Here is a 26,030-nt window from a genome sequence, read left to right as displayed (position 1 = left end):
TTTTAAGAGTTAGAAAAAAATAATTTAAAATTTTATACTTGAAAGGAGTATTATTATGGATAACAAAAGAATAGAAGAAGAAAAAAAACATGGAGAAGAAGCAAAGAAATGAAGAGAAGAATGTAAAAAAATAGAAAACGAGATGAAGATGCGAGAAGAACAGTATAGAAAGAAAAATGAAACTAAAAAGAATTTATAATATTTACTAGAGTTTTATTTATGAACAAGTTTAATATAAATTATGAAAAAATGGTAACAACCATTTTTTCATAATTTATATTAGGATTGAAAGTTATTTTCTAGTTTTAGTATCTTTAAAAATTTAAATTAAATTTAATAAATTTTATATTTTTTAAATAGAAATAACTAGTTAAAATAATTAAGTTTTAACTAGTTAATTTTTTTAATTTAAAGATAAAAAATATGATAAAACTTTATAAAATTATGTAGTAGATATTAAAGCTGGTTGATGACAAATTAAACTATGAATACCACTTTTACCAAGAATAAGTTCTCGAGCATCAAATAAAACAATTTGTTTATTATTAAATACATTTGTTTTTGATAAAATATCTAGAAGTTTAGTTTCACTTTCTTCATCATTGAAAGTAGGAATAATAACAACTTTGTTACTTATATATAAGTTAAGATAACTAGTGACAAGTTTTTGATTTGCTAGGATACGATTATGATAAATGTTAAAATCAATCATTTTAATATCATCACTATTACGAACGTCATTTTTTGGTAAAGGAATTTTTATAATTTTATATTTTTTGCCATGAACATTTATTGATTTTGATAATACATCTCAACAATTTTTAACAGCAAGATAACGATCATCAATAGTATTTTCTGTTCAACTTAATAAAATAGTATTACTATCAACTATACACATGATATTATCTAATCTTCCTATAAGGTATTCAAATAATATTTACAACATTTAGATAGTCTTTTAAATATATTTCTATTTGTTCTTGTGATAAATTAGGATTACGTTCTTGGCATAAAATACCTTCATAACTAGCAAAACAAGTACCTTCACCATCTAACATAATCATGCTAGATTCTAAAATGATTGGTAGAAAATAGTAATCAATTTTTTGTAGTTCAAATATTTTGTATGCTACCATATCATCATCATTTCAAGGTGAATAAATACCTACTATTTCTCCATCTCAAGCATTAAAATTAAATTTTTAAGCCTCTAATATTCTTTGTTTCTTTATTTGCCACTTGCCACTTAGCCCTTTTTACTAGACCATTAATTTAAAAAACCTGAATGTATTCTAAAAACAATTGTGTTATATAATTAACACTAATTTTAACCTGAAAGGATTTTTATTAATGGATAAAATTAAACAAATAGCATTAGTAATTAACAAATTAAATATCAAAGAAAAAATTAAAATTATTGATGATTGTAAAAATCAATATTCAATTAGAAACCTATGTCAATATCTTCAATTAAACAGATCAACATATTACTTTTTAAAAAATAAACAAAAACCTATTAAAAAAGAAGAAAATCATATTATTAAATGCAATCATAAATATCAAAAAATATGCCAACTTTTAATCGAATTTCATTCTACAAGAAAAGGCAGAATTTATGGATATTTAAGAATTTTTTCAGCTTTTAAAGAGTGATTAAAACAAGAAAAAAATATCATTTTAAATATAGAATTATCAATAAAACAAATGCGAAAAATTATGAAAGAACACAATATTCAAGGATTAAAACAAACTAAAAATAACTATCCTAAAAACAAAAAAAATCCAAATAAGTGAATACCTACAATGGATAAAGTAAACAAAGATTATAAAAGTACAACCTCTTCAAATCAAATTTGATCAATGGACACTAAACAAATAAATACTAAAGAAGGATGATTATATCTTTTTGTAATTATTGATTTTTATTCAAATAATGTTGTTAGTTATAATATTGCTCCTAATAAATCATATCAGGATTTAATTCTTCCTGCTCTTGAAAAAATCAACAAACAATTTTCTTGAAATCAAGTAAAAAATGTTATTTTACATTCAGATAACGCCAACGAATTTTATTGTCAGGATATCACAAAATGAGCAGAGGATAAACAAATAATTTTAAGCAAAAAACAACCTTATGATATTGGTGGTAATGTATTATCTGAAAACTGATTTTCTCATTTATCTCAAGAATGACTACCTAAAGGATCAAATCAATATTTATCCATCAATGAAGCTATAAATGATGTAAATCAATATGTTATGTTTTATAATTATGAAAGAATACATTCTAAATTTCTAAAACCACCAATTTTACAAATTAAAATTTAGAATTTTATATCAAAAATGGTCCAGTAATTAAGGGCCAACCACCGTTCTTTCTGGTCATACCATTCAACATTGTTGATGTTCTAAAAATTCAGGAATAACATAAAAATCATCACTATTTGGTGTTGAATAAATTTTTTGTGCCATTAATAGTAGCTTTCCTTTCTTACTTAGTAGCTACTGAATAATTCCCTTATTTTATTGATGATTCCTTTTTTATTATACTAATAATTTTATTTTTTTAAATAGTGTTTTATAGTAATTATTTAATAATTACTATAAAAAAATTTTAATTTTTTTTATTCATTTGAAGAAATATTATTTTTGATATTTTTTAATATTTCTTCAATGTTTTTAACTCTAGTGTTGGTATTATCATATTTAAAGCGTAATTCTGGAACTTTATATTTATTACTTGTTTTGGCAAGTGCGCTTCGACAAAAACCTTTCGCTTTTTCTAAAGCATTACTAATGGTTTTAATATCTAAATTTTCTAAGTAAACTGTTCAATAAATGGTAGCATAACTGTTATCTTTTGTTATTTTTACATTAGTAATAGTGATATCTTTGAAAAGAATATTTTTTGATTCTTTTTTTAATATATTAGTAATTTCTTTTTTTAAGAAACTTTCTTGTTGTTCAAATTTAATGATAGACATCCTATTTTGTCTCCACTTCTTCTACTAAATATGATTCAATAATATCATTTTCTTTTAAGTCATTAAAATTTTTAATAGTAATACCGCATTGAGTTTCTTTTTTAGCAATTTTTAAATCATTTTTTTCATGTTTTAAACCACTGATTTCACCGTTATAAATAACAACATCATCACGAATGATATGAACTTTGCTATTACGTTGAATGAAACCATTAATGACAACACAACCAGCAATTGTTCCTACTTTTGAAAAATGAAAAGTTTTAATAACTCGTGCTTGACCAAGAATTTTATCTTCATAAGTTGGTTCTAATAAACCTTTAGCAGCCAATTCTAATTCTTCAGTTATTTTATAAATGATATTATGTAATCTAATTTCAACACCGGCATTGTTAGCAGCTTCACGAATAACATGATTGGGACGAACATTGAAACCATAAATAATACTTCCTGAAGTTTGAGCAAGTTTAATATCTGATTCACTAATACCACCAATAGTTGCTCTAATAAACTTAACAGTAATATCATTAACATTAATTTTATTTACTGCTTGAACGATTGCTTGCACTGAACCTTGAGTATCTGCTCGTAAAATAACATTAATTTGTTTTAATTCACCTGTAGCAACATCTTGTGTTAAATTACCTAAACTAATTTGTCGATTATTTCTAATTTTATTTGTTTCTTCTGTTTGTCGTACTAGTGCTACTTTTCTTGCTAATTTATCATCATTAAAAACAATAAAAGATTCACCAGGAGTAGGGGCTGTTTCAAATCCTAAAACTTGAACAGGCATTGAAGGTCCAGCTTTAGTAATTATTTTACCAGTATCATTAATAAGGCGTTTAATTTTTCCTTTAACACTACCAGCAACTACAATATCAGTAACTTTTAGTGTTCCACCTTGTATTAATAAAGTACAAATTGAACCAACATTTTTATCATGATGAGATTCGATAACAGTTCCATTAGCAAATCGATTTGGATTAGCATTTAGTTCTTTTAATTCAGCAATTACTAATATGGCTTCTAATAATTCATCAATTCCTTGATTTTTTAAAGCACTACCATAAACAAAAATAGTATCGCCACCTCATTCTTCACTAGTTAAATCACAATTAGCTAGTTCATTCATAATGCGATCAGTATTAACATTTGGTTTATCCATTTTATTAACAAAAACAATAATTGAAACACCAGCTACTTTTGCATGGTCAATTGCTTCACGAGTTTGCGGCATCACACCATCATCACCAGCAACTACTAGAACAACAATATCAGTAATTTTAGAACCACGTGAACGCATTTCAGTAAATGCTTCATGACCTGGGGTATCAATAAAAGTAATTAATTTATTATTAGTTTTAATTTGATAAGCACCAATATGTTGAGTAATACCACCGTGTTCTTGATTAGTAACTTTAGAATTACGGATAGTATCTAATAGTGTTGTTTTTCCATGATCAACATGGCCCATAATTGTAACAACAGGTGGTCGAGTTACTAAATTTTTTTTATCATCTTCGAGATTAATATTTTCTAATAAGTTTTCATATGTTACCACTTTAGCTTTTTCAAAATCAATATTTCATTCCAAACAAAGTTCAAGCATTAATTCTTGAGTTAATATTTGATTTTGATTAAATAGTTTGCCTTGTTTCATGAAGTATTTAATAATGTCAGTTACTGGATGATGCAATGCTTTAGCAAATTCTGAAATAGTTAAAGGTTCGTTATATAAAAATACTCCTTTTTCATTAATTTGAGATGTTTTTTGTTTTAGTTGTTGATTAATATTTTGTGTTTGTTGAGATATTCGTTTTTTTGCCATTTGCATCCCGCCTTTCGCTTGGGAAAATTAATCTCAATTTTTTTTAATTTCATTAATTAATTGTTCATAAAATTCATTTGGAATTTTTGTTTTTAATGCTCGTTCTAATGCCTTGTTTTTAATAAGCAAAGGTATTAATTCAAGTTTAGGTTGGATATAGGCACCTCGACCATTTTGTTTGCCAGTTTTATCAATGAATAATTGTCCTTCTTTATTAATAACAATTCTAATTAATTCACGTTTAGGTAAAATAGTATTTGTAACTATACATTTACGCATTGGTATTTTTTTACGTTTAATTAAAGGTATTTTATTCATAACGACCTACTTTATTGTTTATTGATTTTTATTTTTTCATTGTGTTTTTTTTAATAATTCAGATATAAACTTTTCATATTCACTTTCTTTAATATTACCATTTCAAGTAAATTTAATATTATTTTCATTTGCTTGTTCTAATGAAGTAATATTAATATTTCAGTGAGTTACACCGGCAACTAATTTAGCAGCCATACCATTTTTACCAATAGCTAATGATAATTGTTCAGTAGGAACAATAATATTTGCTTGTTTTTCTTCTTCATTAATATCAATTGAAATAACTTTAGCTGGTGTTAAAGCGTTAATTATATATTCTTTTATATTAGGATTTCAGGCAATAATGTCAATTTTTTCGCCACTTAATTCTTGCGTAATTAATTTTGTTCTTTCGCCTTTTGGACCAATACATGCACCAATACCATCAATGCTTGGATCATGACTAACAATTGCAACCTTAGCTCTAATTCCAGGAATACGAGCAATATCTTTAACTTCGATTACACCTTGTGCTATTTCAGGAACTTCTAATTCTAGTAAACAACGTAAAAAATTAACGTGAGTTCTTGATGCTAAAATTTGACCATAGTTTTTATTTTTAATAATATCTTCAACATAAAATTTGATATAAGTATTATTAGCGATTGGTTTATTTTTTGGTAAGATCTCACTAGGGATTTGATTTTGTTTTGGTAAGAAAGCATAGGCTCTACCAATTTTAATTAACATATAAGTTTCTTCAACGCTTTCAATAGTACCAATTAATATGTGATCTTTTTTATCAATAAATTCATCATAAATTGATGTTTTTTCTGCTTCACGAATTGATTGTTTCACTACTTGAATAGCTTTAAAAATTGATAAACGAGAGAATTGATCACTAGGAATTATTTGCGTATATGTATCACCAATTGTTAAGCCAGGATTCTTTGTTTTAATAGTTGAAAGTGCAATTTCTAATTCAGGATCTTCAACTTTTGGAACAACAATTAAATCCTTTAAAATTTTAATAGTACCTTTATTTTGATCAATTTCAATTCTGATATTTGTACTATCATCACGATGACTTTGATATTCATATGCTTTTTTTAGTCCTTCTTTTAAAGCTTCAATGATATCTTCTTTTGCTATTTGTTTTTCTTCAGCAATTTCATTTATGGCATTTAAAATGATTTGACTAATTTCTTTGTCCACTTTTTCTCCTCCTTGTTTTTTATAAACATTGTTGTTTATTATTTAATAGTATTTGAAATAGATTTATTTCAAAATGAAAATATACTTAAATAAAAAAATAAAATATATTACACTAGAAATAATAAAGACAGCTGGTAGCTGTCTTGCTATAATTCTAATTCATTGTTCATTATACAATATTATTAATTTGAAAACAATAGAAATTTATTAAATGATAGAGTTTTATTATCGTAGATTATATTGTAGAAATATCTTTCATTATCTTAATGGTAATTTTCAAGTTTTAAGTTGATTAAATATAATTATTTATATAGTAGTAATTGTTTTTGTTCTATTATCATTGAAAGATATAACATTCATTTTAAAGTTTCTATTTTTTAAAATCAATGGGAACTAAATTGCTTTTCAATACTAATTTGTTCTTATATTGATATCAATCTCCTATATATTCTGCTTATCAAAGATTAGACATTTTTTTAAAATATTTTCAAATATTAGTAAAAATGTTAAGATTTATTTATTAAATTTTATTAAATAATAAAAATTTGGAGTAAATATTATGGACATATTCCGTAATTAAATTTAATTAATTGTCAATAAAATTGTTTTAAAACTATTTAGTGTTATTGAATATAGAAATAAATATTTTTTGAAAAAATAGTTTAAAAAATGAGTTTACATTTTAAACAAAAAATTGTTAATAATATTTTTATATTAACTCGATAAAAATTTAAATTTTAAAAAAATATTTTTAATATTTTTTTTATTTTAATGGTTTTATTTTATTAAAAATTTCACAAAGTAAGTTAAATCTTAAGTACATAAGTCTAAATTTAGATTTTCTACATTTATTTACTAAAATTTTGAATCTTTTCAATCAAGCAAAGACATGTTCAACTTTAATTCTAATTTTAGATACAATCTTATTGTATTTTCTTTCTTGTTTAGTTAATTTTTTATTTTTAGTTCTTTTAATTGGTATTATTGTATTTTTATAAATATTTTGTATACCTTGATATCCTAAATCACCAATAATTATTGTTTTTTCTGAAAATTCAAGATTTGAATTTTTTAATATTTGAAAATCATGCACTTTACCATTATCAGCAAAAATATCAACAATTTTTTTATTAAAAAAATCATATACAATTTGAAATTTTATAGAATACATTCAACTTTTACCAGAAAAATATTCTAACTGTAGTTTTTTTTAGTTGGTCTTTCAATTTCAATCTCAGTTGAATCAATTAAATAAAATTGAAATTCATTTGAATTTTCTTGTTTTTTATCAATTTTTAATTTATATCTTTCTTTTAAAAATTGGTAATCTTTGTGGTTACTAAGTTTATTTTCTACTCAAGTAATATTTTGAAAACAACTTGATGGGCTCATTTTAGATTTAATACTCATTTGAAAAAAAGTATAATATTCTTTTCAGTATAATAAAGTCATCATTAATCTTTCTTCTACTGAAAGTTTATTTTTTCGACCTTTATTTTTTTCTAATTTTTCTATTTCAATTAATTTTTCTAACATTTCATTAAAATGAAAACGTTTTATACCAAAATATCTGTAAAATTCTTCATTTTTTAATTTTTTTAAATTTTCAAAAATCATTTTTATCAACACTTTTCTAAATTTATTGTTAATAACAAAATTATAAAATAAATTTTAAAATTATTAATTGACTTTTAAAAAATTTAATTACGGAATATGTCTTTTATTAAAAATTTGAATTAATTGATTAATTCTTCTAATAGTTAGGTTAAGTTTATTTTTGGCTTGATGTTTAGATAATTTTTTAATAGTAATGTCATTTATAATTTTATACTTATATTTTTCTTTCATAGTCATGCTTCTTTCCATATTTATCACCAAGTATATTTAACTTCACTTTTTGGGAAATTTTTACTCGATAACTAATAGGAAATTATCACTAAATAATGACACACTAACGATTCTGGTATTGATATAACAACAGAATCAATTAAAATGATAAGATCAGTTTAATTTATTAAGGTATTTAAATTAAATTTTATTCATAAAATAAAAAGACTTAGTAAAAATACTAAGTTTTTTTTATTTGTCTTTAAAAGATAAATATTTATAAAGTATTAATTGTTACTTTATTATTTATATTATTGACTGGGTTTTGTGATTCAAAGTTATTGATGTTCGTTACATCATTATTTGCTAATAAAGGAGTTCTATTTTAGATTTTGAAAATGATACTAGCATATTTTCTACTAATCCTTTAGTGGCATTTGTTATTTTTTTATTACCAACTTGTGTTATGTTTAAACTATGAATTAAAGGTACAGAACCCATTATGCATACTACTAAATTATTTGGATTTAAAATAATATTTAATTTATCTTTTATTGATTTTCCATTTCTTGTATTATCATAAAAAAATAAAATAGTTGATAAACTAAGACCAGTTAATAATATTCCGGTGGAACTAATTATAGTTCCAATTATGAATTCTTTAAAATATTTACTGTTATTATTTTGAATAGGCATGTTTAGTTAACTCCTTGTTTTTTTACGCATAAAAATTATTTATTTTTAATTATTTACTTTAAAATAAAGAAAATTTAATTTTATAATTTCATTATATTATAATTCAAATTATTAATAAAATTTGATAGTAAAATATATGTTAAATTTTTTTATAAAAAAATTTAAGGAATAAAAGTATCTATTTTTCAAAAAATAATATGATATAATATGTGGGTGAAGGATATAGCGGAAAAGGTCTTTCATGTACTTATTTTCTAAGTTTGTTCAAAGATAGTGTGGAAATATATATTATTATAGTAATGTAGAGTTTATTAACTTTTATTTTTTAAAGATAAAAAAATATTAATTTTAAAAAAGAGTATTTAAATCAAATGTAGTCTAAAAGCAAAGAGGGGTATTGTCATGATTAAAATATATGTTTCGCCAAGTTGTTTGTCTTCAAAAAAAGTTATTCAATTTTTTGATAAACATAAAATTCCATATATTAAACGTAATATTATCCATAATCCATTGACCGATACTGAAATTAAATTATTATTAAGATTTGTACCAAATGGTGTTGGTGATATTATTTCAACAAGAGCAAAGTTTATTAAAACACATGCTATTAATATTGAAAAGTTAACAATGTTACAAGTTTTTGATTTAATTAAAACTTCACCAACTGTTTTAAAACGTCCAATTATTGTTCAAGAAAATAAACAACGTATTCAAATTGGTTATAATGAAGACGAGATTGAATTATTTTTACGTGGTTCTATTGAAAACGAATTTGAAGATTCTTGTGAAATATTTTAATTGAAATATGATTGGAATACATGATGAAAAATTATAAATTTACAATTATTGCTAATAAATATGAGAATTCTCAATCATTAGCTAAGGAATTAAGGGCCAAGTTATTGGCCCTTAAAGCACTTGAAGATACTTCTTTTCCAGATATTGTTTTTATTATTGGCGGTGATGGAACATTTTTAAAAGCTGTTCATGATTATAATAATATGCTCAATACTGTTAAGTTTGTTAGTTTTAAATGTGGTAATCTTGGTTTTTATGAAAATTTTTTAAACACAGAAGTTGACAAAGTATTAATGTGAATTGATAAAAATGATAATAATTTAATAGTAAATAAATTTTCATTATTAGAAGTAAATATTAATAATAAGATTTTATATGCTATTAATGAAGTTAAATTTGTTAATTTAACAACAACTCTTTCATGTCAAGTGTTAATTAATAATCAATTATTTGAAAACTTTCGTGGTTCTGGTTTAGTTATTGCAACAAGAACTGGTTCGACGGGTTTAATGAAATCACTTGGTGGTGCTGTTTTAATTTCAAATCATAACTTAATGCAATTTCATGAAATTGCTCCAGTAGCTAATAATAGTTATCGCAGTTTAAATTCACCACTAATTTTGGATGAAAATCATGAAATTACTTTGAAAAATATTCAAAAAGATAGTAAATTGAGCGATTTTGGAAAATTAATTGTTGATACTTTTGATTTTAATGATAAACTAAATGATAAGGTAACAATTAAATTATCAGAATTAACGTTACAAGTTTTAGAATATCGACTTAATCATTATTCTTTACTTGCTAAAGTAAAAAAAGCTTTTATTCAAGAAGATTAAGAAAATATTTAAAAATATATTAATTAAGGAAGGTAATCATGCCAATTTGACAAATAGTATTATTAGTTATTGCATTGTTATTTGCTGTGGCTAGTATTGGGATTTGAATATGAAATGTTAGTACAGCTAAAAAATTACGCAATCAACAAGAAAGTAGTTCAAAACCTATTAATAAACCACAAAAATTCCCATTTAAATTACAAAATTTTATTGTTGATTTAGGGGGAATTGATAATATTAAAGAGACAACAGCAACAGCAAATAAAATTAAGGTAGAGATTATTGATCATTCAAAAATTAATTTTAATAATCTTAAAAAAATTAAAAATCGTGGTATTTTAGACCAAGACGATAGTGTTAGTTTAGTCTTAGGAACTTATTGTAATAATTTAAGTATTGCTATTAATGATCTTATTAAATTAAATAATGAGAAATAAGTTATTTTTTGTAATATCCATAAATACCATTAATTAAAACATAAGTGTTAGTATAGCCCAATTCTCTGAGTGTTAGTGCAGCAGCAGTTGAACGATTTCCTGCATTACAAATAGTTATAATCACTTGATTTTTGTTTTCAATATATTTACTAGGATTTTTAATCAAATCATAGTAAGGAATATTAACAATATTAAGTTCACCATTATCATTTGTTATTTTTTTTAAAATTTGATATTCAGCAACATCACGAACATCAATAATTAAAGCTTTATTTTTAATTTTATCAAAGTCTTTATTTGAAATTGAAATTTCATTTTGTATTTTATGTTTAAACATAAGTTATGACCTCCTAAAATAAAATTGTTCTATAACTTATTTTAACATTTTATTATGCTATAATGCTCATAGTTGCGATAAAAAATGGAAGCTAAGGAGTAAATAATGTTAAAAGAAAAATTCCTTTTTAAAGAAGGAAAATATGAATTAATTGTTGAATTAGGTACAATGGCTAATTTAGCAGAAAAATCAGTAAAAATTACTTATGGAAATACAGTTGTATTAACAACTGTATCATATAATGAAGTTATTAATAATCAAGATTTTTTTCCATTACAAATAGTTTTTCAAGAAAAGTTATATTCAGTTGGTAAGATTCCAGGTGGTTTTTTAAAGCGTGAAGGTCGACCTAGTGAATATGCAACACTATGTGCTAGATTAATTGATCGTTCAATCCGTCCATTATTTCCAAAAGGTTTTGTTAATGAAGTGCAAGTTGTAAATAATGTTTTTGCGTTAGATGATGCTTGTGATGTTAGAGTAAATGCAGCTTTTGGTACTTCACTTGCTTTAGGATTAAGTAGTTTGCCATTTCAGGGTCCTAGTGCTACTGTTGTTGTTGGTAAAATAAATGATGAACTTGTCCTTAATCCAACACAAGAGCAATTATTAAATTCAAAAATGGAATTGATTGTTGGTGGAACAAAAGATGCCATCAATATGGTTGAAGCTGGATGTCATGATATTTTAGAAAAAGATATGATTAAAGCATTAAAATTTGCACATGAACATATTATTAAATTAATAATTTTTCAAGAAAGTATCATTGAAAAATTAAAACCAAATAAATTTAAACCACAGTTAGCATTAATTCCTGTTAATATTGAACAATTTGTAGAAACAAATTGTCAATCACAAATTAGTAAAATTAGTACTACTGTTGATAAAAAAAGTCGAAGCAACTTGATTAAAAATTTAGTTGAAGAAACATTTCAAAGTTTTAAAAATAAATTTAATCAAGAAGTTTTAAATGTTGGTGAAGAAACAACTATTCATAATTTACGCAAAAGTATTGATCAATTATTACAAAAAGCAATGCGTACTATGATTTTAAAAAATAATGTACGAGTTGATGGACGAAAAGCAGATGATATTAGAAAATTAACAAGTATGATTGATGTTTTACCTATTGTTCATGGTAGTGCAATGTTTACTCGTGGTGAAACACAAGTTTTATCAGTTTTAACTTTGGGTGCACTTGCGGAACATCAAATTATTGATGGATTAGGTAAAGAAGAGTATAAACGTTTTATTCATCATTATAATTTTCCTCCATTTTCTGTTGGTGAAACCGGAAGAATGGGTGTTCCTTCACGACGTGAGATTGGTCATGGCGCCCTTGGTGAAAAAGCATTATTACAAATTATTCCTCTTGAAAAAGATTTTCCTTATACAATTAGATTAGTATCAGAAGTATTAGCATCAAATGGTTCAACTTCACAAGCAGCAATTTGTGCTTCATCAATGGCATTAATGGCTGGTGGTGTACCAATTAGAGCTGCAATTGCTGGTATTGCCATGGGTTTAATTAAAGAAGAAAAAGATTTTACAATTTTAACTGACATTCAAGGATTAGAAGATCACTTAGGTGATATGGATTTTAAAGTGGCAGGAACAGCTAATGGTATTTGTGCTTTACAAATGGATATTAAAATTACTGGTATTGATTTTAATATTATTACACAAGCTTTAGAAAAAGCCAGAATTGCGAGATTACAAGTATTAGCAAACATGAATGAAGTAATTAAAAAACCTAGAACTACATTGGCACCTAATGCTCCAAAAATTATTCAAAAGTTAATTCCAATTGATAAAATTCGTGATATTATTGGTGTTGGTGGGAAAGTTATTAATAAAATTATTACCGACTGTGATAATGTTAAAATTGATATTGAAGATGATGGACGATTGATGATTTATCATAATGAACAATCAGCCATTGATAAAGCTTGACAAATTATTGAAAGTATTGTTAATCCTGTTCAAATTAAAATCGGTTCTGAATTTGATAGTAAAGTTGTAAAAATTGTTAATTTTGGTGTTTTTGTTAATTTACAAGATAAGATTGATGGTTTAATTCATATTTCAGAATTTTCAAAAAAATTTAATAAACGTATTGATAATTTAAATAATGTCGTTAAAATCAATGATATAATTAAAGTTCGAGTAATTAAAGTTGAAGATAATAGTAAGCTTAGCTTAGAAATTATTGATAAATAATTTGAAACTATTTTTAATGAAAATTAATTACAGTTTTATTATTAAATTAGTGTTAAAATACTAATAATATAATATAGCAGCATCTTGGGAATTTAAGTTAAAGTTTTAATTTTTATGTTCTTCTAAGATATTAAATTTTATAAAATAAAAATAAAGAAAGTAGAAAACTGGTGAAAACATGGCAAAGATAAAAGTATTTGCTCTGGGTGGATTAGATGAACGTGGTAAAAACTTATATGTTGTTGAAGTAAATGATAAGATATTTGTATTTGATGCCGGCATTAGACTCCCAGAAAGAGAAATTTTAGGAATTGATATTATTATTCCAGATTATACATATTTAAAAGAAAATAAACATCGTATTCAAGGTATATTTATTTCAAAACCATCTGATGATGCTTTTGGAGCACTACCTTATATTTTAAAAGATTTTAATAAAATAAAACCCGAGTATAAAGTTCCAATCTTTACTAGTAAACTAACTGATTTTATGATTAAGCAGAAATTAGAACGTTTTCGTTTTATTAATCAAAATGAAATTATAATTAAAACTATTGAGCCTGAACAAAAAGTATCATTTGGTAATGTTGTTGTTAAAACATTTAAAACAACTACTTCAATTCCAGGTAGTTTAGGTTTTGTTCTAACTGTAAATAATGGTGAAAATATTAAATTAAATGAAACAATTGTTTATACGGGTGATTATATTTTTGATGGTGAACATCGTAGTGATTTTACTACTGATATTCAACATTTAGCTAGTGTTTCTAAAAATGATGTTTTATTATTAATTAGTGAAGCAACATGCGCCAATAGAAAAGCTTTTACAGCTCCTAAGCATAAAATTCAAACTATTATTGAGCCAGTATTAAAAGAAGCACCAGGAAGGGTTATTCTTGCATGTTATGATCAAGATTTATATCGTGTTAGTGAAATTCTTAATGCTATTAAAGAAACTGACTCTAAAAGTAAAATTGCAGTTTATGGTGCAACTTTATATGATATTTTATTAAAAGTTAATGATTTAAATGCTTTCAATATTGATAAATCACAAATTATTAATTTAGCACAAACAATTGGTACTAAAGATACAGTAATTATTGTTACTGGTAGTGGTGAGCGTTTATTTACTAGAATGAATAAAATTGCTATTGGTAATGATGATTATTTAAAACTTGAATCCCAAGATACAATAATTTTAGCAACTCCACCAATTCCAGGAAATGAATTGGCTCATGCAGCCTTATTAGATGACTTAGCACGTACTGATGTTAAAGTTATTAATATATCAGAAAAACAAGCTTGAAGTTTAAATGCTTCTTATGAAGATATTAAGTTAATGGTTAATATTATTGAACCAAAATATTTTTTACCAGTTAAAGGTTTATATAAAGATTTTGTAGCAGCACAAGCAGCAGCCATTGATGCTGGTGTATTACATAACAATGCTTTAATTCATGATAATGGTGAAGTTATTACTTTTGAAAATGGTAAATTAATTGATAATTTTGTTAAACAGTATGTTGCACGTCCTTCTCGTTTTAATGATAAAAATGCTACTAATAAAACAACAAATAACTTAATAAAAACTGGTGATGTATATGTAGATGGTATTGGTGTTGGTGATATTGGTTCCATTGTTATTAGTGAAAGAAAACAATTACAACGTGATGGTATTTTAATTACAGGAGTGACAATAAATCGTAAAACTAAAGAAATTGTTTCTTTAATTGATGCACAAATGCGTGGTGTTGTTTATTTAACTAATAATGAAGAAATGTTGAAAAAATTGCAAAACATTATTATTAATGTTATTGAAAAATATAAAACTAATAATGCTTTTAGTCTTAGTGAAGTTAAGACTAAAATGAAAAATGACTTACAAGATTATATTAAAAAAGAAACTGGTAAGTTACCTATGATTTTAACAGTTGTTAATGAAATTTAAGGTTAATGATATTATCATTAACCTTAACTTATATAATTTTTCATATTTAAACTAATTTTAAAATTTATATAATGTTTAGTAAATTAGAACTAGTTTAGAAAATTACTAAAAACTATTGAAAATCAATTTAAAATAATTTATAGTGCATTTAGTAAAAAAACATGAAAATTATTGCTGGAGAATTTGAAAGTAATAAAAAAATTTCTTCAACTGGTATATTAGTTTTGGTTGAAGAAATTTTTTATTTTATTAATTAAAAATCTAATAACTTTGTAAACTACATTATATAAATTAATAGAAAAATTTAAAATTTAAAAATTTCATGGATTATAATGTCCTTTACCTTTTATTTTTGCTGCATTTTCTGCTTCTGCACGTTCTCTTTTTTGTCTTTCATCTTCTTCAGCTGCTCTGGCGCGTTCTCTTAATTCTTTAACTCGATCTTCTTTTAATTTTTCGGGTGGTTGTCAAATTTACGAAATAATTTATTATCATATTAGTAACTTATTTCCAAAAATGAATTATTTGAAAAATAATGAAAATTAGACAAAATTACTCTCTTTAACCCTTAAATTTAAATTTATATTCGACGTATTTTAAAAAAAATAAAAGATACATTTTGTAAGTTAAATTAAAATTATTATCAAGGAAAAAGACAAGAAATAATCTTGTCTTTTTTTGTAATTGTAAAATTTTAAAATTTTTAATAAACCTCTTTAACGCTATTATCAACACGTGTTAGGGAACTAAAAAAGTGAACTACAACACAGTTGTTAAAAATAGTAGCTAGAACATAAATATGAATAAACAAAAACTATTTTCTTATAAAGACCAAGAAATTATTAATGAATATAATAAAAAACGTAATCAAGAAATAACAGAAGAACATTTAAATAATATAGAAAAATTAAGAGAAGATTTTAAAAAAGAAGTTATTAATGAATATAAAGAAAAATTAAGAGAAGATTTAGATGAACGAATAACGTGACTTACAAATGAAATATCTAATGTTAAACATTTTAAACAAATAGAATTTTATATATGAGAAAAAATATGTTTAAAAAATATAATAATTAAAATTGAACAAGGAATATTTGATTAATAATGCAATATGACTTAATTATTGGGATTGACCCTGCTGGAATTGGTAATAATGGAATGGTTATATATTCAAGTGAAACTAATAATATTGTTTTTAATGAAACATTTAATACATTAACTGTTTTATGAACTAAAAATATGTATAAAGAAAAAATGCAATTAATTAAAGAAAAATTTATTGATAAAAAAATATTAGTTATTGTAGAAAATTTCTTTTTAAGTTCAAACGCCACTTGCCACTTGCCACTTAGCCCTTTTTACTAGACCATTAATTTAAAAAACCTGAATGTATTCTAAAAACAATTGTGTTATATAATTAACACTAATTTTAACCTGAAAGGATTTTTATTAATGGATAAAATTAAACAAATAGCATTAGTAATTAACAAATTAAATATCAAAGAAAAAATTAAAATTATTGATGATTGTAAAAATCAATATTCAATTAGAAACCTATGTCAATATCTTCAATTAAACAGATCAACATATTACTTTTTAAAAAATAAACAAAAACCTATTAAAAAAGAAGAAAATCATATTATTAAATGCAATCATAAATATCAAAAAATATGCCAACTTTTAATCGAATTTCATTCTACAAGAAAAGGCAGAATTTATGGATATTTAAGAATTTTTTCAGCTTTTAAAGAGTGATTAAAACAAGAAAAAAATATCATTTTAAATATAGAATTATCAATAAAACAAATGCGAAAAATTATGAAAGAACACAATATTCAAGGATTAAAACAAACTAAAAATAACTATCCTAAAAACAAAAAAAATCCAAATAAGTGAATACCTACAATGGATAAAGTAAACAAAGATTATAAAAGTACAACCTCTTCAAATCAAATTTGATCAATGGACACTAAACAAATAAATACTAAAGAAGGATGATTATATCTTTTTGTAATTATTGATTTTTATTCAAATAATGTTGTTAGTTATAATATTGCTCCTAATAAATCATATCAGGATTTAATTCTTCCTGCTCTTGAAAAAATCAACAAACAATTTTCTTGAAATCAAGTAAAAAATGTTATTTTACATTCAGATAACGCCAACGAATTTTATTGTCAGGATATCACAAAATGAGCAGAGGATAAACAAATAATTTTAAGCAAAAAACAACCTTATGATATTGGTGGTAATGTATTATCTGAAAACTGATTTTCTCATTTATCTCAAGAATGACTACCTAAAGGATCAAATCAATATTTATCCATCAATGAAGCTATAAATGATGTAAATCAATATGTTATGTTTTATAATTATGAAAGAATACATTCTAAATTTCTAAAACCACCAATTTTACAAATTAAAATTTAGAATTTTATATCAAAAATGGTCCAGTAATTAAGGGCCAACCACCGTCTTGAAAATTATAATAACTGATATCCATTAACTGGAACAATTACAGAAACACCACAGCAGTATATACAAACATGACCTAATGTTAATGATTGATTTAAAACTTTTGATATTCGCGCGCAAAATGATATTAATGCTTATCTTGATTTTATTTTATCTAAATTTCCTTTTGATAGTTTTAAAGATGAATTAATTAAAGAAACATTAAGAGATATGGTTTATGTTATGGTTGAACATTGAGTATTTAATCGTACACCAATTGAATTTAATGTTGATGCTACTATTCAATTTAATAATGGTACTCAATTTAGTGCAAATAGTACTCCTACAATTAATGTTTGAGATTTAGCACCTAGTTGAATGAAAATATGAGCAAGATTAACAGAATTAAAACAAATATTTTCAAGTTATAATGATGATGAAATAGATGTTGAAAAAATTGACTTAAAAGCATTTTATACTAGAAATCAAGTTGATGAATTAATTGAACAACAAAAAGAATTTACATTATCAAAACAAATTAAATTATATGATGATTTAGTTGATGATAATGAAAATGAAATATATAGAGGTCCTGTTAGTAAATTTATTAATAAAGGTTATGTTGCAACTGATTATGATAAAGAAACTGAAACAATGATTTTAGATTGACCTGATGAAATTGGTACATTACCCCCCGAAGCATTACAAAATAATCCACAAATTGGTGATTATACGCATGCACCAACTTGTGATTTTTCTGCTAAACAACAAAAACGAATTACTACAAATGAAAATACTATAAATCAAATTTCAAATTATATATTTAAAAATAGAGATGATATCCTTGATATTAAAAATAATTGATTTAATATTGAAACTAGTCCTTTATGAAAAAAAATTAATAATGAAAATATTTCATTATTAACTTGATATAGTGTTAAAGTTAAATATTCGATTAGTTTGAAAAAACAACCAAGTGATAAATATACAAATTTTAATAAACAAGTTAAGTTTTATTTAAAAACAAATGATATAAATTTTCCCTCTTTTGATTCAATTTCTTTCATGGAATATATTTCAACAAATGAATCTGTATTATATATAGCGGGACTTGTTTATAATACCGAAACTAAAAAATTTATTATTAGTGGTCAAGAATACCCCAACCAAAAAGGAAAATATTTTTTAGTGGATTAGTAGAAGAAATATATCAATATATAGGAAAAGGTGCACCAACTGAATTTATAGCAGAAGATAGTACTGAACGTGATTATTATACAAAAATAGAAACTAATAATTTATTAGATAAAAAACAAAACAAATTAATTGCTGGTACTAATATAACTATTGATGAAAATAATAAAATTAGTGCTACTGGTGGTAAAGTAGATTTATCTGATTATTATAAAAAAGAAGAAGTAGATAAAAAATTAGAAGATACAAAAGCACAATTTCCGATTGCATTTCAAATAAATGCTCTAAGTCAAGAAATTCCTAATTTAGAAACTAATAATAAAACTGTCGCTAGTGCTGTTAATGAAATAAATAAAAAACAAGTTAAAGAAAATTGAAAAGTAATAGGTAAAAGTATAAATAATCGTAAATATGGTGATTTTAATCTTGCTTTTAATACTCTTTATAGAGTAATTATTACATGGGAATCTCCACCATTTCATCAAGTAAATACAAGAATAACAGTAGAATTTAAAACAGGTAATTATTTAGGTGGAATACATGGAAGTAAAATATTTCTTACAAAAGGTTTAATTAATAATGAAGAAGGTATTTTATATTTACAATTATTAGATATTAATAAATGACAATTAATTTTAGAAGGTGGAAATGAAAAATATGCAAATATTTTTTCATTAGAAGAATTACAAAATACAGTTAAAGTAGATATTATTCAACCTATAAAAATTACAAGTCATACTTTAAAAATAAATGAATTAAAAAATAATGAGATTAATATTGAATTACCAAATACTCCAACACCAACTCCAAATATTTCACAATGAAAAGAAGTAGGAGAAGTTATAACAGATAAAAAAAATAATAATCAAAATTTTATAAAATATATATTTAAAGATAAAACACATTATAGAATATATATAAGTTATGGTGATTATACAAGTAAAGAAAATAATAAAAATTATAGTTGACAAATAATTAATTTTTATTATCAATTAGATACAAGCGTTGTAAAAAGTAGTTTATGAATAGCGAATAATAACAATAACCAACAAACTGAAATTAATATTTATAACAATAGAATAATGTGGGGTATGGGTAGAGATTATATTTTTAAAAAATTAGAAGAATTACAGGAATAATATTATGTTTTTTAAAATTATAAAGATTATTTTAGGTTTAATTGGAGTAATTTTATCATCAGCAATAGCGGGTTTAATTATATTTATTATTGTAAAAATAATATTAAAAATTAATCAAATATTTTAGAAAGGTGGTGAATATTATGTTAGGTAGATTTTTTAGAAAAGATAAAAGTAATATTAGTGATAATCAAAATGAAAAAGTAAAATTTTAACTAATAAAAATAAAAGTACTCATGCTTCAATTTTAAATTATTTTGGTTTTAATGATTTTAATCATGAAACTTATTTTACTGATTTTGTAGCAGAAAATAATGCTAATTTATATAATGCTCCATTGGAAATAAATAATGAAACTATTAAACAATATTTAATTCAACAAGAATTTTATAGAAAAAATTGAAATTCTATTTTTAAATTAAGTAAATTAGGAATTAGTGGTTATTTAATTTATATTGCAAATGATAATTTATATTTTCAAGTAGTAGATATACAACAAAGAGTTTATGATATTACTGGTAAATTAATTCAATGTACTATTTTTTATGATAGTTATGAACAAAATGCACAAATGGTAAGATTATTTGAAATTTATACATTAAATAATGAACAAGTAACTATTAATCGTGCAATTTATAGTATTAGTGATAATAAAAAAACAATTTCCATTAGATTTTAAATCATTTATTAATAATCCTAATCTATTACAAGAACAAACACTAAATATTAATTATATACCAATATCAATTATGCGAAATAAAGCAAATGAGTTAGCAGATTGTGATAAAGTAATGGATAAAATTAAAGGATTAGATGTTATTTATGAACAAATTGTTTTAGATACCATTTTAAATTCACCTAAATTTATTTTTAATCAAACTTATGGTAATGTTCAATCAACATTAGAAGAAGCAGTAAGAACATTGGTTACTAAAAACTACATATTTAAAAGTGGTGGAGATAATAATGAACAAAACGAAAATATCAATATGACAAATAGGACATATTCCGTAATTAAATTTAATTAATTGTCAATAAAATTGTTTTAAAACTATTTAGTGTTATTGAATATAGAAATAAATATTTTTTGAAAAAATAGTTTAAAAAATGAGTTTACATTTTAAACAAAAAATTGTTAATAATATTTTTATATTAACTCGATAAAAATTTAAATTTTAAAAAAATATTTTTAATATTTTTTTTATTTTAATGGTTTTATTTTATTAAAAATTTCACAAAGTAAGTTAAATCTTAAGTACATAAGTCTAAATTTAGATTTTCTACATTTATTTACTAAAATTTTGAATCTTTTCAATCAAGCAAAGACATGTTCAACTTTAATTCTAATTTTAGATACAATCTTATTGTATTTTCTTTCTTGTTTAGTTAATTTTTTATTTTTAGTTCTTTTAATTGGTATTATTGTATTTTTATAAATATTTTGTATACCTTGATATCCTAAATCACCAATAATTATTGTTTTTTCTGAAAATTCAAGATTTGAATTTTTTAATATTTGAAAATCATGCACTTTACCATTATCAGCAAAAATATCAACAATTTTTTTATTAAAAAAATCATATACAATTTGAAATTTTATAGAATACATTCAACTTTTACCAGAAAAATATTCTAACTGTAGTTTTTTTTAGTTGGTCTTTCAATTTCAATCTCAGTTGAATCAATTAAATAAAATTGAAATTCATTTGAATTTTCTTGTTTTTTATCAATTTTTAATTTATATCTTTCTTTTAAAAATTGGTAATCTTTGTGGTTACTAAGTTTATTTTCTACTCAAGTAATATTTCGAAAACAACTTGATGGGCTCATTTTAGATTTAATACTCATTTGAAAAAACGTATAATATTCTTTTCAGTATAATAAAGTCATCATTAATCTTTCTTCTACTGAAAGTTTATTTTTTCGACCTTTATTTTTTTCTAATTTTTCTATTTCAATTAATTTTTCTAACATTTCATTAAAATGAAAACGTTTTATACCAAAATATCTGTAAAATTCTTCATTTTTTAATTTTTTTAAATTTTCAAAAATCATTTTTATCAACACTTTTCTAAATTTATTGTTAATAACAAAATTATAAAATAAATTTTAAAATTATCAATTGACTTTTAAAAAATTTAATTACGGAATATGTCTATTCTCTAAAAAAAAGATTTTATTAATATTATCAAGTTTGGAAAAGAAAATTCTTCATTATTACATATAGCAGTATTAAATGATTGACAAAAATTAGTAACTTATTTAATAAATGAATGACCAGTTGATATTGATTATAAAGATAATTCAGGAAATTCGGCATGAAATCATGCTTGTATGTTATTACAATCAAAAAATACTTTGACTATTAAAAAAGAACATCAATTAACTTATAAAAATAAAGTATTTATAAAACAATTAATTCCTTCATCTCCAAATTGAAATCCAATTGAAAAAAAAGAAATTAATAAAAATGCCAGTGAAAATAGAAAAAAATTATTAACTATTATATGCCAAAAGATAAAAATAGTATTGAAAGTTGAGAACATATTAGTAATATCGATTTACAAATGCAAAATTCTTTCACAAACGAAAGCAATACCTTAAAATTTTCAATATCTTAAAACATTAAGATATTTTTTATCTAATTTTTGATATTTTTACATTAGTAACTTAGATAAATATCTTATTTACGTTATTATTTATTTCTTAATAATATATTATTCAAAACTATGTAATTCTTTTCATAGTTTTTCTAAAATTACTTTTGATTTAACTAATGATGAAAGTTCTGTTTTTGTAGCATTTTGCAATAATTGTCAAGTTGGAAATTGCTGTAATATTTTATTTTGTAATTGTAAACCAATTCCTGGTACTGATGATAAAACACTACTTATCATTGATTGACTTCGTTTTGTTTTATGATATTTAATTGCATAATTATGAACTTGATCTTGTAATTTACTCAAAAATAAAAAACAAGCATCAGTTTTAGGAATATTAATAATTTGCATTTTTTCATTTATAATTTTATCAGTTTGATGTTTTTTATTTTTAACTAATCCAATAATAGGAATTGTTAAGTTTAATAATGTTAGTTGTTCTAATGTAGCACTAATTTGTGGTTTTCCACCATCAACAATAATTAAATCAGGAAGTGGCAATTTATTAATAACTAAGTGATGATATCTACGATAAATCATTTCACAAAAACGATGATAATCGTCAATAATTTTTGGATCTAATAAAAATTTACGATAATCATTAAAACTAGGATTACCATTCTTATAAACAATCATACCGCCAACACTAGCACTTTGTTGAAGATTAGAAACATCAAAAACCTCTAAATGATTTAAATTAGGAATTTTTAATCATTGTGATAATACTTTCATCATATTTAACGGTGCATTAAATTGATTAGTTTGTAAATAATTATTTCATGCGTAAATGGCATTGGTTTTTGCCAATGTTAAAATATGTTCTTTTGTTCCTTTAATTGGATTAATAAATTTTATTTGTGGAAATAATAATTTTAATTGTTTTAAATCAATATTTGATGGTAAATATATTTCATTTGGCAATGTATTTTTACTATATAGTTGTTGACAATAATTACGAATTAAATCTTGAATTTCTAAGTAATTATTTTGAACTATTTGTTCATCTTTAGCTTGCAATTTACCATTACGATAAAATAAAGTAATTAAAACAACCATTTCATCTTCAATTAAAAAATTAATAAAATCGCGATTTCCATAATCTTGAAACTCAACAACTTGTTGTGATAAAAATAAATCTATTTTTGATAACAAAATTTTAATACGATTAGCATTTTCAAATTGTAAGTTTTCAACACTAATATTCATATTATTAATTAATATTTTTTTAACAGCAGTAACATTCCCTTTGAAAAATTGATCAATTTTACTAATCATATCTTCATAATAAGTAATAGGTACTGATTTAAAACAAGCACCAGAACATTGCTGTAAATGATAATATAAACAAGGTTTACCAAGATTACCAGCACATTTTCGTAATGGAAAAATTCGTTCCAATAACTTTAAAATTTCACGCGCACCAGTACCATCGGGAAATGGTCCATAATAATGTCCCTCTTTTTTAGTAGCACTACGTACATAACGATATTGTGGATCACGATTATTAGTAGTAATTTGAATATAAGGATATTTTTTATCATCTGCTAACAAAATATTATATTTAGGATGATGTTTTTTAATCAATGTTTGTTCTAAAATTAAAGCCTCTTTTTCATTAGATGTCGTAATGTATTCAACATCATGAATATCATTAACTAATAACATTGTTTTAAAATTACTGGCTTTATTTAAATATGAAGTTACTCGTTTTTTTAATGAATTAGCTTTACCAACATAAATTAAATTATTATGTATATCTTTAAATAAATAACATCCAGCAATATTAGGTAAAAGTTTAATTTTCATTTGTAGTAAAGATTTTTCTGCCATTAGTTCACCTAAATTTATTAACAAATTAAAAGATACTTTGATTTTAACATTAATATAATGTTTTATCCTAAAGTAAATTCTTAATTTTATTCATTATTAATTACTTATGATTCGTTATTAATAATAGTTTCGTTATCATTAAGAATTTCACGATTTAAAATACTATCTTCTAAACTTTTTTTAACTACCAGAGTACCTTTGCTATTACTCATTACATCTTTTTGTTTTTCAGGGTCAATTTTACCAAAAGGAGTTAAATAACTATTTTCATTAAAATAAACAATAGGCGAAGAAGGTTTATTGATAATGTCACTATTATCATTTTGTTTTATTTCATTTTGTTTTATTTCTGCTTTTTTTACTGGTGATATAGGCGGTTCCTTCTTTGATTCCTTATTAAAACTATTTTCTTTTCTAAAAGATTTTTTAACTTGTTTATCAATTAATAATTTTTCTTGTTTTAACTCAATATGTTTTTGTTTTAAATTAGCATTTATTTTATTTTTTTGCTTTTTATTTTTATTATTAATAATAATTTGTTTAATAATTTGTTTCATTTTGCTAAAGAAAATAAAAGGTTTATTAAAAATAAATAAACAAGTTAAAGAAAAAATACTAATAAAGTTTGCAATTAAATTAGTAACAAAAAAACCATAATTAAAAATACCTATTAAAACATTACTAATAATGCCACCAGTAGCATATGCTGGAAAAAAGGTTTCAACACTAAAATCTTTAAAAGAAATTGGTGAAGCAAAAAAACCTAGATAATTATTTATACCATTTGTATTTCATCATGTTTTAACGTATATTTCACTAATATTTAATAGGTTTAAATTATAATAACTAGTTCATAAATTACTCTTTCCTAAAATTATTAAAGTTAAAGTTTGCGTTGTCCAACAAATAATCACTAAAAATAAAAAATAAACAAAAATATACTTCAATTTAAATTGCATGCGATAACCAAAAGCTAAAGGAATAATCATTAAAAAAAGAAAGAAATAAACAGCATATTTTATTCACCCAAATAAAAAAGAAAAAAGAAAATCATCAAGTACTTTACCAATTATTGAAAATCTAGTTAAACTAACTATTAGGAAAAAGAAGATTACTAATAAGAAAAAAAGTAATCCAACTTCATCACCACGAGATTGAGATTTTGATATTTTGATGCCATTTTTAATCATAAGAACATCACCTCTTAACATTCTCCACAAAATAACTTATAAAAATAGTATAACATAATTGATATATGTAATATCTGGGAGATTGTCAAAAATCTGGAATAAATTAATTCATATAGTCTTATTATTATGTTAGA

General features: G+C 23.0%; 29 protein-coding genes and 1 pseudogene. 15 read left to right on the top strand and 15 right to left on the bottom strand.

What is annotated here, in order from left to right; all coding sequences use genetic code 4:
- Positions 1-55 precede the first annotated feature (55 nt).
- Positions 56-199, top strand: a complete 144-nt coding sequence (locus tag AAHM89_RS09415; protein ID WP_342266165.1) for a hypothetical protein — start codon at positions 56-58, stop codon at positions 197-199.
- A 243-nt stretch (positions 200-442) separates the two neighbouring features.
- Here the strand turns inward: AAHM89_RS09415 and AAHM89_RS09410 are convergent, their stop codons facing one another.
- Entirely contained in the window at positions 443-898 is a 456-nt protein-coding gene (locus AAHM89_RS09410; RefSeq protein WP_342266164.1) for an agmatine deiminase family protein, read from the bottom strand.
- A gap of 4 nt (positions 899-902) precedes the next feature.
- A complete protein-coding gene (locus AAHM89_RS09405; protein WP_342266163.1) occupies positions 903-1,136 on the bottom strand; it encodes an agmatine deiminase family protein in 234 nt (77 codons plus the stop codon).
- Positions 1,137-1,350: 214 nt separating this feature from the next.
- Here AAHM89_RS09405 and AAHM89_RS09400 point away from each other — a divergent pair, with 214 nt between their 5' ends.
- Positions 1,351-2,328, top strand: coding sequence for an IS3 family transposase (locus AAHM89_RS09400; protein ID WP_342265776.1), 978 nt, complete (start codon positions 1,351-1,353; stop codon positions 2,326-2,328).
- Between the two features lie 296 nt (positions 2,329-2,624).
- On the opposite strand, the gene rbfA is transcribed toward AAHM89_RS09400, so the two are convergent.
- The 8 genes and pseudogenes from rbfA to AAHM89_RS09360 form a co-directional block, all read right to left on the bottom strand.
- On the bottom strand, positions 2,625-2,984 hold the full coding sequence (gene rbfA / locus AAHM89_RS09395; protein WP_342266162.1) for a 30S ribosome-binding factor RbfA: 360 nt from the start codon (positions 2,982-2,984) through the stop codon (positions 2,625-2,627).
- 1 nt (position 2,985) lies between these two features.
- Positions 2,986-4,815, bottom strand: coding sequence for a translation initiation factor IF-2 (gene infB, locus AAHM89_RS09390; protein ID WP_233214952.1), 1,830 nt, complete (start codon positions 4,813-4,815; stop codon positions 2,986-2,988).
- Positions 4,816-4,842: 27 nt separating this feature from the next.
- Positions 4,843-5,133 (bottom strand): RNase P modulator RnpM, encoded by a 291-nt coding sequence (gene rnpM / locus AAHM89_RS09385; protein WP_342266161.1) that lies wholly within the window; start codon positions 5,131-5,133, stop codon positions 4,843-4,845.
- An 18-nt stretch (positions 5,134-5,151) separates the two neighbouring features.
- Positions 5,152-6,327, bottom strand: coding sequence for a transcription termination factor NusA (gene nusA / locus AAHM89_RS09380; protein WP_338957112.1), 1,176 nt, complete (start codon positions 6,325-6,327; stop codon positions 5,152-5,154).
- Between the two features lie 763 nt (positions 6,328-7,090).
- Positions 7,091-7,498 (bottom strand): transposase family protein, encoded by a 408-nt coding sequence (locus AAHM89_RS09375; protein ID WP_339045908.1) that lies wholly within the window; start codon positions 7,496-7,498, stop codon positions 7,091-7,093.
- Positions 7,499-7,521: 23 nt separating this feature from the next.
- Complete coding sequence (locus AAHM89_RS09370; protein ID WP_342266125.1) at positions 7,522-7,944, bottom strand: transposase family protein; 423 nt, start codon at positions 7,942-7,944, stop codon at positions 7,522-7,524.
- 102 nt (positions 7,945-8,046) lie between these two features.
- A pseudogene (locus AAHM89_RS09365) lies at positions 8,047-8,193 on the bottom strand (ISNCY family transposase); the annotation flags it as partial.
- A 327-nt stretch (positions 8,194-8,520) separates the two neighbouring features.
- Positions 8,521-8,850, bottom strand: coding sequence for a hypothetical protein (locus AAHM89_RS09360; RefSeq protein ID WP_342266159.1), 330 nt, complete (start codon positions 8,848-8,850; stop codon positions 8,521-8,523).
- A gap of 402 nt (positions 8,851-9,252) precedes the next feature.
- On the opposite strand from AAHM89_RS09360, the gene AAHM89_RS09355 reads away from it, so the two are divergent.
- From AAHM89_RS09355 to AAHM89_RS09345, 3 genes are read left to right on the top strand one after another with little or no spacing between them, the layout of a single operon-like run.
- Positions 9,253-9,648, top strand: coding sequence for a Spx/MgsR family RNA polymerase-binding regulatory protein (locus AAHM89_RS09355; RefSeq protein ID WP_174481244.1), 396 nt, complete (start codon positions 9,253-9,255; stop codon positions 9,646-9,648).
- Positions 9,649-9,668: 20 nt separating this feature from the next.
- On the top strand, positions 9,669-10,487 hold the full coding sequence (locus AAHM89_RS09350) for an NAD(+)/NADH kinase (RefSeq protein ID WP_342266158.1): 819 nt from the start codon (positions 9,669-9,671) through the stop codon (positions 10,485-10,487).
- A 38-nt stretch (positions 10,488-10,525) separates the two neighbouring features.
- Complete coding sequence (locus AAHM89_RS09345) at positions 10,526-10,924, top strand: hypothetical protein (RefSeq protein ID WP_338959176.1); 399 nt, start codon at positions 10,526-10,528, stop codon at positions 10,922-10,924.
- A gap of 1 nt (position 10,925) precedes the next feature.
- On the opposite strand, the gene AAHM89_RS09340 is transcribed toward AAHM89_RS09345, so the two are convergent.
- Positions 10,926-11,261 (bottom strand): rhodanese-like domain-containing protein, encoded by a 336-nt coding sequence (locus tag AAHM89_RS09340; protein ID WP_252320544.1) that lies wholly within the window; start codon positions 11,259-11,261, stop codon positions 10,926-10,928.
- Between the two features lie 105 nt (positions 11,262-11,366).
- On the opposite strand from AAHM89_RS09340, the gene AAHM89_RS09335 reads away from it, so the two are divergent.
- From AAHM89_RS09335 to AAHM89_RS09295, 9 genes are all read left to right on the top strand, one after another.
- On the top strand, positions 11,367-13,481 hold the full coding sequence (locus AAHM89_RS09335; protein ID WP_338959181.1) for a polyribonucleotide nucleotidyltransferase: 2,115 nt from the start codon (positions 11,367-11,369) through the stop codon (positions 13,479-13,481).
- Positions 13,482-13,659: 178 nt separating this feature from the next.
- Positions 13,660-15,429 carry a ribonuclease J gene (locus tag AAHM89_RS09330; RefSeq protein ID WP_342266157.1) on the top strand — a complete coding sequence of 590 codons (1,770 nt, stop codon included), beginning with the start codon at positions 13,660-13,662 and terminating at the stop codon, positions 15,427-15,429.
- A 799-nt stretch (positions 15,430-16,228) separates the two neighbouring features.
- Entirely contained in the window at positions 16,229-16,531 is a 303-nt protein-coding gene (locus tag AAHM89_RS09325) for a hypothetical protein (RefSeq protein WP_342266156.1), read from the top strand.
- A 2-nt stretch (positions 16,532-16,533) separates the two neighbouring features.
- On the top strand, positions 16,534-16,794 hold the full coding sequence (locus AAHM89_RS09320) for a hypothetical protein (RefSeq protein ID WP_342266155.1): 261 nt from the start codon (positions 16,534-16,536) through the stop codon (positions 16,792-16,794).
- Between the two features lie 87 nt (positions 16,795-16,881).
- The gene (locus tag AAHM89_RS09315) at positions 16,882-17,859 is read left to right on the top strand and encodes an IS3 family transposase (RefSeq protein ID WP_342265776.1); all 978 of its coding nucleotides are present in this window, start codon (positions 16,882-16,884) and stop codon (positions 17,857-17,859) included.
- A gap of 267 nt (positions 17,860-18,126) precedes the next feature.
- The gene (locus AAHM89_RS09310) at positions 18,127-19,080 is read left to right on the top strand and encodes a hypothetical protein (RefSeq protein ID WP_342266154.1); all 954 of its coding nucleotides are present in this window, start codon (positions 18,127-18,129) and stop codon (positions 19,078-19,080) included.
- 1,140 nt (positions 19,081-20,220) lie between these two features.
- Positions 20,221-20,343 (top strand): hypothetical protein, encoded by a 123-nt coding sequence (locus AAHM89_RS09305; RefSeq protein WP_342266153.1) that lies wholly within the window; start codon positions 20,221-20,223, stop codon positions 20,341-20,343.
- Positions 20,344-20,553: 210 nt separating this feature from the next.
- Entirely contained in the window at positions 20,554-20,895 is a 342-nt protein-coding gene (locus AAHM89_RS09300) for a hypothetical protein (RefSeq protein WP_342266152.1), read from the top strand.
- Entirely contained in the window at positions 20,861-21,244 is a 384-nt protein-coding gene (locus AAHM89_RS09295) for a hypothetical protein (protein ID WP_342266151.1), read from the top strand. The genes AAHM89_RS09300 and AAHM89_RS09295 overlap by 35 nt, the downstream gene beginning before the upstream one ends.
- Before the next feature lie 173 nt (positions 21,245-21,417).
- Here AAHM89_RS09295 and AAHM89_RS09290 read toward each other — a convergent pair whose 3' ends face one another.
- Together AAHM89_RS09290 and AAHM89_RS09285 are read right to left on the bottom strand one after the other, a co-directional pair.
- On the bottom strand, positions 21,418-21,825 hold the full coding sequence (locus AAHM89_RS09290) for a transposase family protein (RefSeq protein ID WP_339045908.1): 408 nt from the start codon (positions 21,823-21,825) through the stop codon (positions 21,418-21,420).
- A 23-nt stretch (positions 21,826-21,848) separates the two neighbouring features.
- A complete protein-coding gene (locus AAHM89_RS09285; RefSeq protein WP_339045912.1) occupies positions 21,849-22,271 on the bottom strand; it encodes a transposase family protein in 423 nt (140 codons plus the stop codon).
- Between the two features lie 279 nt (positions 22,272-22,550).
- On the opposite strand from AAHM89_RS09285, the gene AAHM89_RS09280 reads away from it, so the two are divergent.
- Entirely contained in the window at positions 22,551-22,820 is a 270-nt protein-coding gene (locus AAHM89_RS09280) for a hypothetical protein (RefSeq protein WP_342266150.1), read from the top strand.
- A 113-nt stretch (positions 22,821-22,933) separates the two neighbouring features.
- Here the strand turns inward: AAHM89_RS09280 and uvrC are convergent, their stop codons facing one another.
- Together uvrC and AAHM89_RS09270 are read right to left on the bottom strand one after the other, a co-directional pair.
- Positions 22,934-24,706, bottom strand: a complete 1,773-nt coding sequence (gene uvrC / locus AAHM89_RS09275) for an excinuclease ABC subunit UvrC (protein WP_342266149.1) — start codon at positions 24,704-24,706, stop codon at positions 22,934-22,936.
- A gap of 104 nt (positions 24,707-24,810) precedes the next feature.
- A complete protein-coding gene (locus tag AAHM89_RS09270; protein ID WP_342266148.1) occupies positions 24,811-25,896 on the bottom strand; it encodes a hypothetical protein in 1,086 nt (361 codons plus the stop codon).
- Between the last annotated feature and the right edge of the window lie 134 nt (positions 25,897-26,030).

The sequence above is a fragment of the Spiroplasma endosymbiont of Villa modesta genome (assembly GCF_964030925.1).
GTDB lineage: Bacteria > Bacillota_I > Bacilli_A > Mycoplasmatales > VBWQ01 > Spiroplasma_E.
Note: the sequence above shows the minus strand (reverse complement) of the source record. Positions and strands in the feature narration are given on the sequence as shown.